12 protein-coding genes and 1 pseudogene are annotated in these 17,671 nt (G+C 69.0%); 6 read left to right on the top strand and 7 right to left on the bottom strand.

What is annotated here, in order from left to right:
• Window position 1 precedes the first annotated feature (1 nt).
• From STRIP9103_RS35920 to STRIP9103_RS35910, 3 genes are all read left to right on the top strand, one after another.
• Entirely contained in the window at window positions 2-1,030 is a 1,029-nt protein-coding gene (locus STRIP9103_RS35920; protein WP_009330897.1) for a pectinesterase family protein, read from the top strand.
• The gene (locus STRIP9103_RS35915; RefSeq protein ID WP_009330900.1) at window positions 1,017-2,222 is read left to right on the top strand and encodes a dienelactone hydrolase family protein; all 1,206 of its coding nucleotides are present in this window, start codon (window positions 1,017-1,019) and stop codon (window positions 2,220-2,222) included. Before STRIP9103_RS35920 ends, STRIP9103_RS35915 begins: the two co-directional genes overlap by 14 nt.
• A 69-nt stretch (window positions 2,223-2,291) precedes the next feature.
• A complete protein-coding gene (locus STRIP9103_RS35910; RefSeq protein WP_009330902.1) occupies window positions 2,292-3,437 on the top strand; it encodes a right-handed parallel beta-helix repeat-containing protein in 1,146 nt (381 codons plus the stop codon).
• 5 nt (window positions 3,438-3,442) lie between these two features.
• Here STRIP9103_RS35910 and STRIP9103_RS35905 read toward each other — a convergent pair whose 3' ends face one another.
• Window positions 3,443-5,656 carry a family 43 glycosylhydrolase gene (locus STRIP9103_RS35905; RefSeq protein ID WP_009330864.1) on the bottom strand — a complete coding sequence of 738 codons (2,214 nt, stop codon included), beginning with the start codon at window positions 5,654-5,656 and terminating at the stop codon, window positions 3,443-3,445.
• Between the two features lie 296 nt (window positions 5,657-5,952).
• On the opposite strand from STRIP9103_RS35905, the pseudogene STRIP9103_RS35900 reads away from it, so the two are divergent.
• Window positions 5,953-7,106: pseudogene (locus STRIP9103_RS35900) on the top strand (right-handed parallel beta-helix repeat-containing protein).
• 238 nt (window positions 7,107-7,344) lie between these two features.
• Here STRIP9103_RS35900 and STRIP9103_RS35895 read toward each other — a convergent pair.
• The 4 genes from STRIP9103_RS35895 to STRIP9103_RS35880 form a co-directional block, all read right to left on the bottom strand.
• Window positions 7,345-9,027 (bottom strand): rhamnogalacturonan lyase B N-terminal domain-containing protein, encoded by a 1,683-nt coding sequence (locus tag STRIP9103_RS35895; RefSeq protein WP_048821598.1) that lies wholly within the window; start codon window positions 9,025-9,027, stop codon window positions 7,345-7,347.
• Between the two features lie 32 nt (window positions 9,028-9,059).
• On the bottom strand, window positions 9,060-9,890 hold the full coding sequence (locus STRIP9103_RS35890; RefSeq protein WP_009330904.1) for a pectate lyase: 831 nt from the start codon (window positions 9,888-9,890) through the stop codon (window positions 9,060-9,062).
• Between the two features lie 461 nt (window positions 9,891-10,351).
• On the bottom strand, window positions 10,352-11,221 hold the full coding sequence (locus STRIP9103_RS35885; protein ID WP_009330884.1) for a superantigen-like protein SSL4: 870 nt from the start codon (window positions 11,219-11,221) through the stop codon (window positions 10,352-10,354).
• Window positions 11,218-11,820 (bottom strand): SigE family RNA polymerase sigma factor, encoded by a 603-nt coding sequence (locus STRIP9103_RS35880; protein ID WP_009330860.1) that lies wholly within the window; start codon window positions 11,818-11,820, stop codon window positions 11,218-11,220. Before STRIP9103_RS35880 ends, STRIP9103_RS35885 begins: the two co-directional genes overlap by 4 nt.
• 271 nt (window positions 11,821-12,091) lie before the next feature.
• Between STRIP9103_RS35880 and STRIP9103_RS35875 the strand changes: the two genes are divergently transcribed.
• Window positions 12,092-13,543: an NCS2 family permease gene (locus tag STRIP9103_RS35875; RefSeq protein ID WP_009330889.1), complete on the top strand. Its 1,452-nt coding sequence runs from the start codon at window positions 12,092-12,094 to the stop codon at window positions 13,541-13,543.
• A gap of 88 nt (window positions 13,544-13,631) precedes the next feature.
• On the opposite strand, the gene STRIP9103_RS35870 is transcribed toward STRIP9103_RS35875, so the two are convergent.
• Both STRIP9103_RS35870 and STRIP9103_RS35865 read right to left on the bottom strand, forming a co-directional pair.
• Window positions 13,632-15,083, bottom strand: coding sequence for a peptidoglycan D,D-transpeptidase FtsI family protein (locus tag STRIP9103_RS35870; RefSeq protein WP_009330840.1), 1,452 nt, complete (start codon window positions 15,081-15,083; stop codon window positions 13,632-13,634).
• 115 nt (window positions 15,084-15,198) lie between these two features.
• Entirely contained in the window at window positions 15,199-15,972 is a 774-nt protein-coding gene (locus STRIP9103_RS35865; RefSeq protein WP_009330858.1) for an IclR family transcriptional regulator, read from the bottom strand.
• A 129-nt stretch (window positions 15,973-16,101) separates the two neighbouring features.
• On the opposite strand from STRIP9103_RS35865, the gene STRIP9103_RS35860 reads away from it, so the two are divergent.
• On the top strand, window positions 16,102-17,631 hold the full coding sequence (locus STRIP9103_RS35860) for an aldehyde dehydrogenase (NADP(+)) (protein ID WP_009330852.1): 1,530 nt from the start codon (window positions 16,102-16,104) through the stop codon (window positions 17,629-17,631).
• Window positions 17,632-17,671 lie beyond the last annotated feature (40 nt).

Below are 17,671 nucleotides of genomic sequence, written 5' to 3'. Positions count from 1 at the left end.
GATGCGTCGGCGCACGCTGCTCAGCGGGATCGCCGGCGGCCTGATGGCCGCCGGCGCGACCCCCGCGACGGCCCACACCCGCCGGGTCCTGCACGTCCGGCCCGGCGGCTCCGTCCAGGCGGCCGTGGACGCCGTGGACGGCCCGGGGTGGACGATCGTCGTACACCCCGGGACGTATCGCGAGGTCGTCGACATCCCTGCCGACAAAGGGGAGTTGACCCTGCGCGGCGCGTCCCGCGATCCGCGCGCCGCCGTCATCGTCTTCGACCGCGCCAACGGCACACCCCGGCCCGAGGGCGGTACATACGGCACCGCGGGCTCCGCCACCTTCACCTCGGCGGCGCCCGGGCTGACCGTACGCGACCTCACCATCGCCAACGACTGGCTGCGCGCCGACCACCCCGACATCACGGGGACCCAGGCCGTCGCCGCGTACATCACCGGCGACCGGTCGCACTTCGAGCGCGTACGGCTGCTGGCCCACCAGGACACGCTCTTCGCGGACACCACCGCGCTGACCGCCTTCGACCGGCAGTACTACCGGGACTGCTACATCGAGGGCGACGTGGACTTCGTCTTCGGGCGCGCCACGGCCGTCTTCGAGGGGTGCCGCTTCCACACCCTCCAGCGGGACGTGGCCTTCACCCCCAAGGGCATGGTCTTCGCGCCGTCGACCGCCCGCGCCAATCCGTACGGCTTCCTCGCCCTCCGGGGCCGGATCACCTCCGGGGCCGAGGACGGCGCGTACAAGATCGCGCGGCCCTGGGTGCCGAGCTACGAGACCACCGCCTGGCCCATGCTGACCGTGCGCGAGACCCGCCTCGGCGCCGGGATCGACGCCGTCACCCCCTACACCAACATGCGGGACGCCTACCCGTGGCAGACCATGCGCTTCCGCGAGTACGCCAACTCCGGGCCCGGCGCGGTGATCTCGGTACCGGAGAACCGGCCCCAGCTCACGGCGGCCGAGGCGGAGACGCACACACGGCGGACGTACCTACGGGACTGGAGGCCCGATGGCTGCCCGTGACCCGGCGGCCCGCGCCGATGAACCGTCGGATGCCCGGGACCGGGTCGGGCGCCGCGCCTTCGTGGTGGGCGCGGGGGCGGCGGCCCTGTTCACGGGAGCGGGGACGGGGGCGGGGGCCGCCGAGGCGGCCCCTCTGGAAGGCACTCTCCCCGACTTCCACCCGCTCCTCAAGGAAGAGCTCCGCTTCCCGCTCGCCTGGGGCACCTCGCCCATCCGGGACTTCCGCGGCTGGCGGCGGGTCGCACGGGCGAAGGTCGAGGAGCATCTGTTCGTCGCGCGGGACGACACCCCGTACGCCCCGGTCTTCGGCGAGCAGCGCACCGAAGGCGACGGCTTCACACGCGAGTTGGTCACCTTCTCCCTCACCCGGTACGGCCGCGTCCGGGCGGCCCTCCTCACCCCGCACGGCGACGGCCCCTTCCCGGCCGTCCTCCTGCTGCACGACCACGGCGCCAAGTTCGACATCGGGAAGGAGAAACTGGTCAGGCCCTGGTACGACGACACCCGGCTCGCCTCCGCGCAGGCCTGGGCCGACCGGTACTTCAGCGGGCGGTTCGTCGGCGACGAACTGGCCCGGCGGGGATACGTCGTCCTCGTCGTGGACGCGCTCGGCTGGGGCGACCGGGGGCCGGTCGCGTACGACCAGCAGCAGGCCCTCGCCGGCAACCTCTTCAACCTGGGCTCGTCGCTCGCGGGGCTCATGGCCAGGGAGGACGTGCGCGCGGCCGGGTTCCTGGCGGGGCTCGACCGGGTGGACCGGCACCGGGTCGCGGCCGTCGGGTTCTCCATGGGCGCGTTCCGGGCCTGGCAGACGGCCGCGCTCAGCGACGACATCGCGGCTGCCGCGAGCGTGTGCTGGATGACCGGGCTCAAGGAGGTCATGGTCCCCGGCAACAACATCCTGCGCGGCCAGTCCTCGTACTACATGCTCCACCCCGGGCTCGCCCGGTACCTCGACTTCCCCGACGTGGCGAGCATCGGCGCCCCCAAGCCGATGTTCTTCCTCCACGGCGGCCAGGACCCCCTCTTCCCCACGGAGGGCGTCCGGGTCGCGTACGAGAAGCTGCGCGCCGTCTGGCGCTCATGTCACGCCGGGGAGCGGTTGCACACCCGTATCCGGCCGGACCTCGGCCATGTGTTCACCGCACCCGTGCAGGACGACGTCCTCACATGGCTGGACGCCGTCCTGTAGCTCCACCGCTCCATGGCTCCACCGCTCCGTCTCCCCACACCGCATGTCAGGGAAAGGAACCCGCATCCCATGCGTCGTCACAGGAGCACCAGGCGTACCAAGCGTTCCCTCACCGCTCTCGCCACGGTCGCCACGACCGTGACCGCCGCCTTCGGCGTCGGTCTGCTGGCCACCCCCGCCCACGCGGCCACCGTGGTCGTCAGCAACTCGACCGACCTGTCCAACGCCATCAAGAACGCCACCGCCGGCACCACCATCCAGGTGCGCGGCGGCACGTACTACCCGACGGCGACCCTCCAGTCCACGGCGAACGGCACCTCGTCCAGCAGGATCTACCTCCAGCCGTACGGCTCCGAGACCGTGAAGATCGACGGCTCGAACCTCCCCGACGGCGGCTGGATCTTCAAGCTGACCGCCGACTACTGGACCGTCTCCGGCATCACCTTCCAGAACTCCCCGGACAGCGCGGTCGTCTGCCAGTCGTGTGCCTCCACGGTCTGGGACAACATCAAGACCATCAACGGCGGCGACTCCGGGTTCACGCTCACCGGCGACAGCACCACCAACAACCTGGTCCGCAACATCGACTCGTACGGCCACTACGACCCGGCCAACCACGGCGAGAACGCGGACGGCGTCGCCGTGAAGTTCGGCTCGGGCACCGGCAACGTCATCACCGGCGCCCGCCTCTACAACAACTCGGACGACGGCCTGGACTTCTGGTCGTTCTCCTCGCCCGTCACCGTCGAGCACACCTGGGCGATGGGCAACGGCAAGAACCGCTGGTCGGACTCCGCGTTCGCGGGCGACGACAACGGCTACAAGCTGGGCGGCGACGGGGAGACCGTGGCCCACGTCGTCAACAACTCGGCGGCCTGGGACAACGCGGGCAACGGCTTCACCGAGAACAGCAACAAGGGTGCCATCGTCATCAACCGCACCACCGCCTACGCCAACGCCAAGTGGGGCTACTACTTCGCCACCGGCGCCGCCCGCCTCGGCAAGAACCTCGCGGTCGGCAACGGCAGCGGTTCGGTCAACAAGGGCTCGTCGGTCGTCTCGTCGGGCAACAACTGGGACTCGGGCATCTCGACCCCGTCCTTCCGCTCCACCGACGCCTCCTCGACGTACAACGCCCGTTCGTCGAGCGGCACGCTGCCCGCGACCACGTTCCTGACCACGGGCAGCACGACGATCGGCGCGACGATGGACTGAGCCGGTTACCTCCTGACCGGTTTGATCGACTCCAGGGTCGGCACCACCGGCTCGATCGTGCCGTCGGCCGCGAACTCCATGCGGTCGATGGTCGTCTCGCGGTGGGTGCCGTCCCCGCCGGACTTGCCGGGACCGTTGAGGGCGAACCGGTGGTAGACCATGTACCAGTCGTCCGTGCCGGGGACGTTCACCACGGAGTGGTGGCCGGTCGCCTTGATGCCGTACTCGGGGCGCTTGGACAGGATCGTGCCCCGCTTGGTCCACGGGCCGAGCGGGGACGGTCCGGTCGCGTACGCCACGTGGTAGTTCTCGCTGCGGGTGTCGTCCTCGGACCACATGAAGTAGTACGTGCCCTTGCGCTTGACCACGAAGGAGCCCTCACGGAAGTTGTCCGGGGTGATGTCCTTCACCTCGGCCGCGTCGAACGACACCATGTCGTCGTTCAGCGGGACGACGTACCCGTGCATGTTGCCCCAGTAGAGGTAGGCCTGCCCGTCGTCGTCGACGAAGACCGACGGGTCGATGGCCTGGCCGCTGTACCGGCCCTTGGCGACCAGCGGTTTGCCGAGGGCGTCCTTGAACGGGCCGGCGGGGGAGTCCGCGACGGCGACGCCGATGTTCCCCTCGGCGCAGAAGTAGAAGTAGTACTTGCCGTCGCGCTCGGCGATGGCCGGGGCCCAGGCGTTCTTGTCGGCCCAGGAGACGTCGGGTCCCAGGTCGAGGATGAGGCCGTGGTCCTTCCAGTGGACGAGGTCCTTGGAGGAGAACGCCTTGAACCGCGTGCCGCTCCAGCCGGGGAAGCCGTCCGTCGTCGGGTAGATCCAGTAGCGGCCGTTCATGTACTTGACGTCGGGGTCGGCGTACAGACCGGGCAGGACCGGGCTGCGGGTCGGCACCGCCTCGACCGTCCAGACACGCTTGGTGCCGTCCGCCGCCGTGACCGTGTACTTCTGCGGCTTGCGGAAGTCGCGGCGCGTACCGGACTTCGGGCTCACCGTCGCGCCCTCGCCCACCCACAGCTTCGGTGCCAGCCGCCGCAGGTCGGCGTCGGGCTCCATCGGCAGGACGACCTTGTTCGTGTCCTCCGTGACGATGGCGTACCCCTCCTGGTCCTTCGCCGTCACGTCCACCACCGAGGTGGGGCTCACCGGGTAGGCGGCCAGCAGCCGGTCGTACTCCGCCTGCGTCACCGGGATGACCGTGCCGTGCCGAGGGCTGGCCGGGAGCTGGTAGTCGGTCGACGGGGTCCACTTGCCGGAGTCGAGGTCGGTGGTCTCGAAGGGGAGGTAGCCGCGACCGCCGTACTCGTCGATGAACAGGTACCACTTCTCCTCGGTGTTCGACTTGAACACCGTCGGGCCCTCGCCCCGGTCCATGGCGCCGTTGCCGATGCAGTCCGCGACGAAGTCGTACTTCGTCGAGGTCAGCGAGGTCGACTTCTCCCCGGTGATGAACTTGGCGCAGGGGCTGGAGGAGGTGGGGTCGCGCTCGTCCTTGGTGTAGCGGTAGTACGTGCCGTCGTGCTTCACGACCGTGGAGTCGATGACCGAGTAGCCCGGGTCGTTCCAGACCTTCGGCTCGCTGAAGGTGCGGAAGTCCTTCGTCGTCGCGTACAGCATCTTGTTGTACGTCGAGCCCGTGTGGTCCGGGTCGTCGTCCGCGTACAGCTTCGACGCCCAGAAGACGACGTACTCACCGAGGCTGTCGTCCCAGTAGGCCTCCGGCGCCCAGGTGTTGCCCGCGTTGTCGGGGGACACCTGCACCAGACGCTGGTCGGTCCAGTGCACCAGGTCCGTGGACTCCCAGACCATGATCGACTTGCTGCCGTGTCTCTGGACATGGTCCCAACTGCCGCTGCTGTTCTGGTACATGCGCAGATCGGTCGCGATCATGTAGAACTTGTCACCCTCGGGGGAGCGGATCACGAACGGGTCGCGCAGGCCCTTCTCACCGATGGTGGACGTGAGGACCGGCTTGCCGGCGTTCAGCTCCCGCCAGTGCAGCGCGTCGTTGCCACGGCTGAGGGCGTAGCGGATCTGCTCGCCGTCGGCGGTGCCCTCACCGGTGAAGTAGGCGAAGAGATAACCGGCGTACTTGGACTTCTTCACGGGCTGTTCCGAGACCTTCGCGGGTGACTGGGCCGTACCTGGCGGGGCCGCCAGCAGGCTGAGGAAGAGTGCCAGGAGGGGGAGCAGGAGCGTACGGGCGGTGGGGCGCATGACACATCCTGTGTGGGTCTGGTGGATTCTGTTGGGCGAGCTGTCCTCGGAGTCTGATCAGTGGGGTTCAGGACGTCAATTGGTGGGCGTGTGAAGACCCGGAGCGAAAATTTCGATCGCTTTCGCATGGGCGCGGCAACCCTTTCCGCTCGGGCGGCGACCAGTGATCAGAAGCGGGCCGGGGCGGCCCCTCCGGCCCGCTTCGTTCCTCGTCCCCCGCCGAAGGGGCGTGCCGGCCTCTCGACACCGGCTGAAGCGCCCCGGAGGCGATCAATGTCAACGGAAGGAACAACCCCGTGCGTCAGAGCATCGGACGCCATCGAAGAACCCGGACCCTGTCGATCGCCGCCGCCGTGGCCGTCGCCTCGGGGGCGGGCGGCGTCTACCTCGGCCTCGCGAACGACGGCGCCCGGGCCGCCGGCACCACGGTCATCGTCTCCAGCGCCGCCCAGCTGGAGTCGGCCGTCGCGAACGCCGCCGCCGGTACGACCATCCAGGTGCGCGGCGGCACGTACCAGCCGACGAAGACCCTCAAGTCCACGGCGAACGGCACCGCCTCCGCCCGAATCACCCTCACCGCGTACGGCAGCGAGAAGGTGAAGATCGACGGGTCCAGGCTGGCCGCCGGGTCCTGGCTCGCCGGTATCCACGGCGACTACTGGACCGTCCAGAACATCACCTTCCAAAACTCCCCGGCCCAGGGCTTCGTCGCCACCTCCTCCGTCGGCGGCGTCTTCAAGAACCTCGTCACCGCGAACAACGGCGACTCCGGGTTCACCCTGCGCGGCGACGGCACCACCGGCAACCTCGTGCAGAACCTCGACAGCCACGGCAACTACGACGCCGCGAACCACGGCCAGAACGCCGACGGCATCGCCATCAAGTTCGGCTCCGGCACGGGCAACAAGGTCACCGGCGCGCGCCTCTACGACAACGCGGATGACGGGCTCGACCTCTGGCAGTTCTCCTCGCCCGTCACCATCGAGCACTCCTGGGCCTTCGGCAACGGCAAGAACCGCTGGAACGACTCCGCGTTCGAGGGCAACGGCAACGGTTTCAAGTTGGGCGGCGGGGGAGCCTCGGTCGCCCATGCCGTCAACAACAACGCCGCCTGGGACAACACGCTGCACGGGTTCACCGAGAACTCCAACACCGGGGCCGTGCTGCTGAACCGGAACACCGCGTACGGGAACAGGGCGAACGGGTTCTATTTCGCCACCGGGAAGGCCAGGTTGGCCAGGAATGTGGCGGTGGGCAACGGGGCGGGGAAGGCGAAGCTGGGCTCCGCCACGGTGTCGGCCGCGAACAACTGGGACGGTGGGGTGGGTACGCCGTCCTTCAAGTCGACGGACGCGGCGAGTGTGTACGGCGCGCGGAAGTCTGATGCTCGCTGCCGGCTACCACGTTCTTGACCACGGGCTCCACGGCCATCGGTTCGACGATGGATTGATCTGCCGCGAGAGGTCGGTGGGGAACCGCGGGTCCGTTGTGACTGGTCGCTCCCCCACTCTCGGCTTCGCTCGAACGGGGGGATCCCCATCGCGGCGGAGCCGCACATCGAAACAGCCCCGCGCCCCTCACGGGGCGCCGAAGTGAACGCCCCCCGCCGGTCGTCACCGGCGGGGGGCGTTCTTGTGCGTGCCGACCGAGGGGGGCTCAAGTCGGCACTGCTGCTGGCCGAGGGGGGCTCAAGCCAGCAGGTCCACGCAGTCGAACGACGTGCCCGGGCTGAGGAAGGCCGTGCCGGTCGAACCGCTGACGATGTTGAGCTTCAGGACGTTGTACTCACTGGTGTTCGATTTCCACGCACTTGCAGGGACGCTGAAAGTGAACGTGTGGTTGTTCCCCCGGTAGGAACCCGTGGTCAAGGAACGCGTCGAGGGCTGCTTCGGGGCCGTCGGGATCGGCGAGACCCAGTCGTTGACCGTCACCCTGGGGCGTCCGCCCGCGAAGGCGTCCGTGACGCCGATGCGCAGGGTGTGCGCGGCGGCGGCCTGGGCGGCGGTGAGCTTGAAGTAGATGAGGATGCCGTCGTTGACGGCCTGCCACATGTACGCCGGGAAGGACGCGGCCGGGTCGCCGCTGCCGATGGTGACGTTGCCGGTCCACTTCGCCGCGCGGCCGTCGGACGGGTGCGCGTACGTCATCAGCTTGGCGTTCTTGAACTCGCCGGGCGTGCCGTCCCAGTCGCCGAGCCGCCACACCGTCCTCGCGGCGGACGGGTCACCGGTGATGGTGATGCTGTTCAGAGCGGTCGAACCGCCCGCCGTCACCTTCACCTCCCGGGTGTGCACGGCCAGCTCGCCCTTGTAGACGGTCATCGTGTACGTCCCCGGCAGCATCCCCTTGCAGGAGAAGGCGCCGGTGCCGGCCGCGGCCTTCGCCCAGTACTGGGCGCCCGCGCTCGCGAAGCCGACCGTGTAGGCGTACTTGGCGTCCATGCCCTTGAGGCCCACGCCGGCCACCTTGCCGCGGCCCGCCTTGCCGACCCAGCCGGTGATGCCGAGGCCGTCGACCCAGGAGGTGTCCAGCTTGTCGTGCGCCAGAGAGGGGGAGGGCGCCCCGCCGTCGGTGAAGGCCAGGACGTAGGGGCCCTGCAAGCCGAAACGTTCCTCCTCTGTCTGTGCCTGGTTGTAGTGCAAGATCTCGTACAGCCCGGCGCCCTTGTCGTTGGAGTGGCGCAGCAGTGAGCGGTAGAAGGGGCCGCCGGAGGCCTTCTCGTGGTTGGAGCGGACGATCCACAGGCCGACCGAACCGGTGGTGAAGCCGATGTGGTCGTAGTCGATGACCCGCTTGCCCGAGTAGTGCTTGGAGTGGGTTGTGCCGTCCGCGCGCCGCCAGACGTCACCGGCCTCGATGACCTTGTCGGAGGCCTCGATCCAGGAGTCCGGGCCCTCGTTGGGGAACATCCCCGGCTTGAGGCGGACGATGAACCGGGTCGCGGTGAAGGAGGCGTCCGCCTTGTTCGTCCACATGTAGATGTTGTTCTGGCCGCTGCGGGCCGCGTACCACTGGGTGATCGCGCCGTGCACGGCCTTGATCAGGATCGTCGACCCCGACTGCAGAATCGTGACGGTGGACGCTCCGAGCCCCGACTCGACGTGCGAGTGCTTGCCGCCGTAGCCCTCGTACTCCTTGCCCTTGTAGACGAGCGAGGTGAGGTCGCCGGTGGTCTTGGAGACCTTGAAGACCAGGGAGGCGCCGGTGTCGACGACGAAGTTCTTTCCGTCGTCGCGGTGGCCGAAGCCGGCGGCGGACGCCGAGGAGAGGAGGCCGGTGCCGCCCGCCACGGCGGCGCCGGTGGCGGCGACGCCGATCGCGGTGGCGCCGAGCACACGTCTGCGCGTGAGGCGTCTCTTGTGCGTGCTCAAGGGCGGTGCTCCGTCACTTTTTGAAATTTCACTTACTTGTACGTGATATCAGATGACTTGTACTTGCAGGTGGTTCCATAGGGGCCGCTACCAAGTGTTCTCGGTTCCTTTCCGGAGCTGTTGCCCTGGAAGCGGGTGCACACCTTGAGCTTCTTCTTGGGATCTCCGTGGATGCGGATCCTGGACAGCGTGGCGGTGTCGCCGTAGTTCTGGTTGACGCCGACCAGGGACTTGCCCGGCGCGGTCGCGTCGATGTCACTCAGCGTGATCGTGCGCTTGTACTGCTTGCTGCAGTTGCCGCAGGAGCGCACCAGCTTGCCGAAGTTCCGCACCTTGAAGCCGGTGATGCTGAGCTTTCCGGCGCCGTTGAACTGGAAGACCTTGTCCGAGGCCTTTCGCGCGCCGCCGCCGATGACCTTGTACACGGCCTTCGACGACTTGCCCTTGAAGCTGGCGGCGTCCTCGCCGACGTCCAGCCACCACACGTTCTTGAGGGTGCAGCTGCCCTTGCAGTGCACACCGTCGGCCCCCGGCACCCCGATGATCACGTTCTTCAGCACCGCACCGTCGGCCAGCTCGAAGATCGGGTCCTGGTCCTCGTCCTGGCTGCCGTCGCCGAGCGCGCCCTTGGCGAGGAACTTCTTCAGCTTGCCGTCGTACGTGCCCGACACCTTGATCGTCGAGGACACGGCCTTGCTGCCCTTGGCCGTGGGCCAGGTGACGGCGGCGCCGGCGGTGGACAGCAGCGACGTCGTGGCGATCGCCGCGCCGGTGAGGCCGAGCGCGGCCACCGAGGCGATCGCGGCCCGCCGCCCGGTGACCCGGCGACGGTGCCGAACGCGCTGTTCTGCAGGTGCGGTCATGTACCCGATTCCTCGCTGGTGGTGACTCTTGCGCCTCCTGGTCGCCACCGCCACGGAAAGGGTTGCCGCGCCTCCGAGATTTTTTACGAGCCCTCGGGACCCACCATGTTCGAACGCACGCCCCCATACGCGGATCACCCGCGTACGGCGGCAAGGGGGTGCCCCACTCCCACGACGGGCGAACCCACGACGACGTCGCCCCGACCCACAGCCGAACTCACGACGAGGCTCACGAACTGCCTGCGACCGGCCGCGAACTGCTTACGAAGCCCGCCCGGTCCGACGAACGGCCGGGCACTGCCTACGAAACCTGGCTGGTCCGACGAACGGCCAGGAACTGCCCACGAAGTCCGCCTGGTCCGACGAACGGCCAGGAACTGCCCACGAAGTCCGCCTGGTCCGACGACCGGCCGGGAACTGCCCACGAAGCCCGGCTCGTCCGACGACCGGCCGGGAACTGCCTACGAATCGCCCTCGTCCGACGAATCCTCGTCGTCATGGCCCTCGAAGTTGCCGGCCACCGCGAGCTTTTCGCCGTCCGCCTTCGCGGTCATCGCGTAGCTGTCGTCGCCCGCGTCGCGGCCCCCGCGCTCGTGGTTGTACTGGCCGGCGAAGACGTACTCGCCCTTCGGGACCGTACGGCCGTCCTTGAGGACCCAGGTGTAGACCAGGAAGCCGTCGGCCTCCTCCACCGTGAGGTCGAAGTCCTGCTCCGGCAGCGAGCGCCAGGCGCCGGCCGAGGTGACCCCGCCGGTCTGGGCGATCCGCAGCTGGACGATGAGCTCGGTGAGCTGCTCGCCGGTCTTCAGGGTGAGATTGCTCTGCGCCCAGAAGCCGTTGCTGTGCGGGTCGACCGAGCCGTCCGACCAGAGCGGGCCGTCCTTCTCGTCCCCCGAGGTGGGCAGCTCCGGCGGCGCGGCCTGAGTCGCCGAGGGCGTGCGCGACGGCGTCGAGTCGGGCTTCTTCCGCTCGTCCGACCGGCGAGGGGTCGGACTCGGGTGTTCCGGCTGGACCGGCGGCCGGCTCGTCGCGGCGGGGGAGTCGACCGGCGTCGGCGACACCGCGACCGTCTGGTCCGCCGGTTCCTCGCCCTTCACCGCCGAGGCGACCGCGTAGCCGCCGACCGCGAGCACACCGGCGACACCGGCGGTGGCGGTCACCACGCGCACCCAGCCCCACAGCGGCGGACGCGTCGCCTTCCGGCTGCGTCGACGCTCCTCGGGGGCGGCCATGCCGCGCTCGATCCGGGCCAGGATGCGGGCGCGGTCGGGCTCGTGCGCCTCGGCCGACTCGCGCAGCCGGGCACGCAGCTCCTCGTGCACGTCCCTCATCGGTCCCTTCCTCCGCTGCCCGGCGCACCCGCGCCGGTCACACTCGCGCCCCTCACGCCCCCGCCCGTGATGCCGGCGTGCATACGCCGCGGCGCGTCCTGCGTGCCGAACAGCTTCTGCAACTCGGCCATTCCCTTGGACGTCTGGCTCTTCACGGTACCGACCGAGACACCGAGGGCGAGCGCGGTGTCCTTCTCCGAGAGATCGAAAGCATGCCGCAGCACCACACACGCCCGCTTGCGGAACGGCAGCCTGCGCAGCGCCGACTGGACGTCGACCACGCCGGGTACGTCGGGGTTCTCGGTCTTCTCCTCGCGCTGCGACCAGAACAGGGTGATCCGGCGGCGCTCCCGGACCGCGCTGCGTATGCGGGTGCGGGCCAGGTTGGCGACCACACCGCGGGCGTACGCCACCGGGTGCTCCGCCGCGCGCACCCGGTCCCAGCGGTGCCACATGGCGAGCAGCGCGTCCGCGGCCAGATCGTCGGCGGCGTCAGCCTCACCCGTCAACAGGTGGGCCAGGCGGGACAATTCGGCGTAGTGCCGTTCGAAGAAGGCGTGGAACTCCACGGAGGCTGCGTCGTCGACGACAGTGCCCACGGGGACCTCTCTCCTCGCTGCGGCTGGCAGGCACCCGGACCGGATACCTGTGCGTGTCATGTGAATGACACGTGATCGTCCGGGGACGACCCCCGGCGAGATCCGGAAGATTAGCAGTGATCGTGAAAGATGCTCGTACGCGGCTTCGAACGCCGTCTTGCAGGTCGAACTCCGATTCCGTAACACGGTGAAAACCTGAATAGGGTTCAACGGCGGAACAATCCAGCCAGCATCCGCGCGTAGAACGACACACGTCCCTAGGAGTACCGCCATGTCCGACGCACAGAAGGTGGCCGACCGGCGAAGCGCCGAGCCACCCGGGGCGAACAGCGTCGATCGCTTCTTCAGGATCACCGCCCGGGGCTCCACCTTCGCCCGCGAGATACGCGGCGGCTTCGCCACCTTCTTCACGATGGCGTACATCCTTGTCCTGAATCCCATCATCCTCGGCAACGCGGAGGACAAGTACGGTCACACTCTCAATGGGGCCGAACTCGTCACCGCCACCGCCCTCGTGGCCGCCGTGATGACGGTCATCATGGGCGTCGGCGGCAATCTGCCGCTCGCGCTCGCCGCGGGCCTCGGACTCAACGCGGTCGTCGCCTTCCAGATAGCCCCGCTGATGAGCTGGCCCGACGCGATGGGCCTGGTCGTCCTCGAAGGTCTGCTGATCTGCGTACTGGTGGTAACCGGCTTGCGCGAGGCGGTCATGCACGCCATTCCGCAGCCGCTCAAGCAGGCGATCAGTGTCGGCATCGGCCTGTTCATCGCCTTCATCGGTTTCGTCGACGCCGGGTTCGTCAGCCGTATCCCCGACATCGCGAACACCACCGTCCCGGTCCAACTCGGCGCCACCGGCTCGCTGTCCGGCTGGCCCATCCTGGTCTTCTGCCTCGGCGTGCTGCTGACCATCGCCCTGCTCGCCCGCAAGGTCAGGGGCGCGATCCTCATCAGCATCCTGGCCATGACGGTCGTTGCGATCGTGATCAACTCGGTGGCCGACATCAAGAGTTGGGGCCTGACCACTCCGAAGGTCCCCGACGACATCGTGGCCGCCCCCGAGTTCGGACTCATCGGCGACTTCAGCCTCTTCGGTTCGTTCGGCGAGACCACCGTCATCACGGTCGTCCTGCTGATCTTCACCCTGCTGCTGTCCGACTTCTTCGACACCATGGGCACGGTCGTCGGCATCACCGCCGAGGCCGGTCTGCTCGACGACGAGGGCAAGGTCCCGAACCTCGGCCGAGTACTCCTCATCGACGGTGCGGCGGCGGTCGCCGGCGGCGCCTCGTCCGCCTCCTCGGCGACCTCCTACATCGAGTCCGCGGCCGGCGTCGGCGAGGGCGCCCGCACCGGCTTCGCCAACCTGATCACGGGCGGCCTCTTCGCGGTGGCCCTCTTCCTCACCCTGCTCCTGACCATCGTCCCCATGCAGGCCGCCGCCCCCGCGCTCGTCGCCGTCGGCTTCCTGATGATGACCCAGGTCAAGAACATCGACTGGGACAAGTACGAGATCGCCATCCCCGCGTTCCTGACCATCGCCGTGATGCCGTTCACCTACTCCATCACCAACGGCATCGGCGCCGGCTTCCTCGCCTTCGTCCTCATCAAGACGGTCCTGGGCAAGGCCAAGGAGGTCCACTGGCTGCTGTGGGGCACGTCGGCGCTGTTCCTGGTGTATTTCGCGATCGACCCGATCGAGCAGCTGTTCGGCGTCAAGTGACACCGCGAAGGTACTGACGGCGAAGGGCCGCCCCCGGGGGGAGTGGGGCGGCCCTTCTTCTTCAGGTGGTCCTTCTTCAGGTGGTCCTTCAGCCCTTCAGCGCCGCCTCCATCACGGCCTTGGCCACCGGCGCGGCCAGCCCGTTGCCGCTGACCTCGGACCGGGCCGCGCCCGACTGCTCCACGACGACCGCCACGGCGACCTCCTTGCCGTCGGCCTTCCCGTACGAGGTGAACCAGGCGTACGGCGTCTTGCTGTTGTTCTCGCCGTGCTGGGCGGTACCGGTCTTGCCGCCCACGGTCACGCCGCTGATCCGCGCGTTCGTCCCCGTGCCCTCCTCGACGACCGTCTGCATCGCCGACTGCAACTGCTCGGCGGTGGAGGAGCCGACGATCTCCTTGGTGCTCGCCCCGGCGTCGTAGTCCTCCAGGACGTCGCCACCGCTGTTGGTGATCTGCGACACCATGTGCGGCGAGACGAGCCTGCCGCCGTTGGCTATCGCCGCCGACACCATGGCCATCTGCAACGGCGTCGCCGTGACGTCGTACTGCCCGATGCCGGTCAGGGCGGTGGACGGCTCGTTCATGCCGGACGGGTAGACGCTCTCGTACGCCCGCACCGGCACGTCCTGCGTCTTGTCGTTGAAGCCGAACTTCTCGGCCATCGCCCGCACCTTGTCCTGGCCCAGGTCGACGGCCATCTTCGCGAAGACGTTGTTGCACGAGTACCGCAGCGCCGTACGGATCGTGGCGTTCTCGCAGGGCGCGGACGTGTTCTCGTTCCGCAGGACCGTGGTCGTACCCGGCAGGGTGTACGGGTCCGGGCTGTCCGTCTTCGTGTCCACCGACGCGTACAGCCCGTCCTCCTGCGCGGCTGCCGCCACGACCAGCTTGAACGTCGACCCCGGCGGCAGCGGCTGCCGCAGCGCCCGGTTGGTCAGCGGCTTCTCCGGGTCGGAGTTGAGCTTCTTCCACGCCGTACCCGCGGTGTTGGCGTCGGTGAGCGAGGACGGATCGTACGACGGGGTCGACACGACGGCCAGGATCTTGCCGGTGGCCGGATCGATCGCGACGGCCGCGCCCTTCTTGTCGCCGAGCGCGTCGTACGCGGCCTTCTGCACGCCCGGGTCGATCGTGGTGATCACATTGCCCGGGGCGGCCCGCTTGTTGGTGATCGTGTCCAGCACCGTCTTCAGCCGGAGGTCCGTGCCGTTGAGCAGGTCCGCGTAGATGCCCTCCAACTGCGTCGGCGCGTACGCCTGGGAGGCGTAGCCCGTCACCGCCGCGTACAGCTCGCCGTCCGTGTACGTGCGCCTGTACGCGAGGTCGCTGTCCTTCGTCCGCGCCGAGCCGGTGATCGACTCGCCGGCCACGATGATGTTCCCCAGCGGCTCCGCGTACGTCCTGATCACGTTGCGCCGGTTCTTCTGGTTGTCCGCGAGCGCCGAGCTCTCGTAGAACTGCACCCATGTCGCCCTCACCAGCAGAGCGAGCACGAGCAGCAGCACGAAGACGGCGCTGCGCCTGATCGTCTTGTTCATCGCACCCGGACAGACGATCGGGTTGCGATCAATCGTTCCCTTCGCCCGGTTTTCTCATGAGGTCCTCATGAAACCGGGGTTGCTCCCGAGCCGCTTCGGGTCCGCCGAGACCGTTTCAGAGCCGCCGGGTCGCCAGCGTCAGCCGGTCGCGGGCGTCGAAGAGGGCGTCCTTGACGAGCTGTTCATGGGCCGGGGTCAGCCGGGCGACGGGGACGGAGCAGCTGATGGCGTCGCGGGCCGGGGTGCGGTAGGGGATCGCCACGCCGAAGCAGCGCAGCCCGAGCGTGTTCTCCTCGCGGTCGACGGAGAAGCCCTGCTCACGAATCTGCCGAAGCTCCTCGATGAGCTGCTCGCGGTCGGTGATCGTGTTCTCGGTGAGTGCCGGAAGGGTCTCCGGGAGCATCTTGCGGACCTGCTCGTCGGTGTGGGTGGCGAGCAGCGCCTTGCCGAGCGAGGTGGAGTGGGCGGGCAGCCGGCGGCCCACGCGGGTGAAGGGACGCAGATAGTGCTGTGACTGGCGGGTGGCCAGGTAGACCACGTTCGTGCCGTCGAGGCGGGCCAGGTGGATGGTCTCGGTCGTGTCGTCCGAGAGCCGGTCCAGCGTGGGCCGCGCCAGCGCGACCACCTCGTCACCGTCGATGTACGACGTACCGACCAGGAGGGCCCGTACGCCGATGCCGTAGCGCGTGCCCGTCGCGTCGGTCTCGACCCAGCCCAGCTCCACGAGCGTGCGCAGCAGCATGTAGAGGCTGGACTTGGGGTAGCCCACCGCCTCCTGCACGGCGGCGAGGGAGTGCATACCTGGGCGGCCGGCGAAGTATTCCAGCAGCTCAACCGTCCGTACCGCGGACTTGACCTGCGCCCCGCCCCCCGTCTCGCCAGCCGACATCGCCTTGACCCCTTCGTTCGACGAGAAGCTGTAGTTATAGTCTCCAACAGCATATTCATCATCAGAGACGGCGTTCAGTATATCGAACGCCCCTGGTGAATGACCCAGTTATACGTGGAGGGACCCGCGGTGGCAGCAGCACCAGTCTGGAGTGTCGACCCCCGTACCGGGAAGCAGCGCGAGCAGGTTGCGGTGGAGGCCACAGCCCAGGAGGTGGACGCCGCCGTCCGCGCGGCACACGCCGCCCGCAGCGCCCTGGCCGACCGTACGGTCCGCGCGGCCTTCCTGCGTACCGCCGCCGACCAGCTTCAGGCGGCCAAGGAACAGCTCGTCGAGGTCGCCGACGCCGAGACCGCGCTCGGCCCGGTCCGGCTCAACGGCGAGCTCGCCCGCACCTGCTACCAGCTGCGGGCCTTCGCCGACATCGTCGACGAGGGCGCCTTCCTCGACGTGGTGATCAACCACCCCGACGACACCGCCACCCCGCCCATCCCCGACCTGCGCCGCTACAAGGTCCCGCTGGGCGTCGTCGCCGTCTACTCGGCCTCCAACTTCCCCTTCGCCTTCTCCGTCCCCGGCGGCGACACGGCGAGCGCGCTGGCCGCCGGCTGCCCGGTCGTCGTCAAGGCCCACCCCGACCACCCGGCGCTGTCCGAGCTGGTCGCGATCGTGCTGCGCCGGGCCGCCGCCGAACACGGCATCCCCGAGGGCGTCCTCGGCCTCGTCCACGGCTTCGAGGCGGGCGTCGAACTGGTCAAGCACCCGCTCGTCACGGCCGCCGGCTTCACCGGTTCCGTACGCGGCGGCCGGGCCCTCTTCGACGCGGCGGCGGCCCGCCCGGTGCCGATCCCGTTCCACGGCGAGCTGGGCTCCCTCAACCCCGTCCTCATCACCGAGGCCGCCGCCGCCGAACGCGCGGAGGCCATCGGCACCGGCCTTGCCGGCTCCATGACCCTCGGCGTCGGCCAGTTCTGCGTGAAGCCGGGCCTGGTGCTGGCGCCCGCGGGGGCCTCCGGCGACCGCCTGGTCAAGTCGCTCACCGAGGCGGTCAGCGACGTCGACGCCGGTGTCCTGCTGGACCACCGGATGCGCGACAACTTCGTCGCCGGTGTCGCCGAGCGCGCCGAACTCCCCGACGTGGAGTCCCCGGTGACCGCGGGCGCGGGCGGCGAGCACACCGTCAGCCCCGGCTTCCTCACCGTCCCCGCCGCCAAGCTGGCCACGGAGGGCGAGCACGACCTCCTGCTGGAGGAGTGCTTCGGCCCCATCACCGTCGTCGCCCGCTACGAGGACGAGGACGAGGCCAAGTCGGTGCTGTCGCGACTGCCCGGCAACCTGACCGCCACGGTGCACCTGTCCGGTGAGGAGGCCGCCGGAGAGGGCCGGGGGCCGGAGCTGCTGGCCGAGCTGACACCACTGGCCGGGCGTGTCCTGGTCAATGGATGGCCGACGGGTGTCGCTGTGGCCGCGGCCCAGCACCACGGTGGCCCTTACCCGGCGACGACCTCCACGTCCACGTCGGTGGGTGGCACGGCGATCGAGCGGTGGCTGCGGCCGGTCGTCTACCAGGGTGCGCCGGAGGCGCTGCTGCCGCCGGAGCTGAAGGACGACAATCCGCTGGGGCTGCCGCGGCGGTTCAACGGCCGCCTGGAGAGGTAGGACGGTTCGGTCGCACCGTAGGGGTGCGATGGTCTTCGAG

The organism is Streptomyces ipomoeae 91-03, from assembly GCF_000317595.1.
Classification (GTDB): domain Bacteria; phylum Actinomycetota; class Actinomycetes; order Streptomycetales; family Streptomycetaceae; genus Streptomyces; species Streptomyces ipomoeae.
This window is presented reverse-complemented; position numbering and strand designations above follow the sequence as displayed.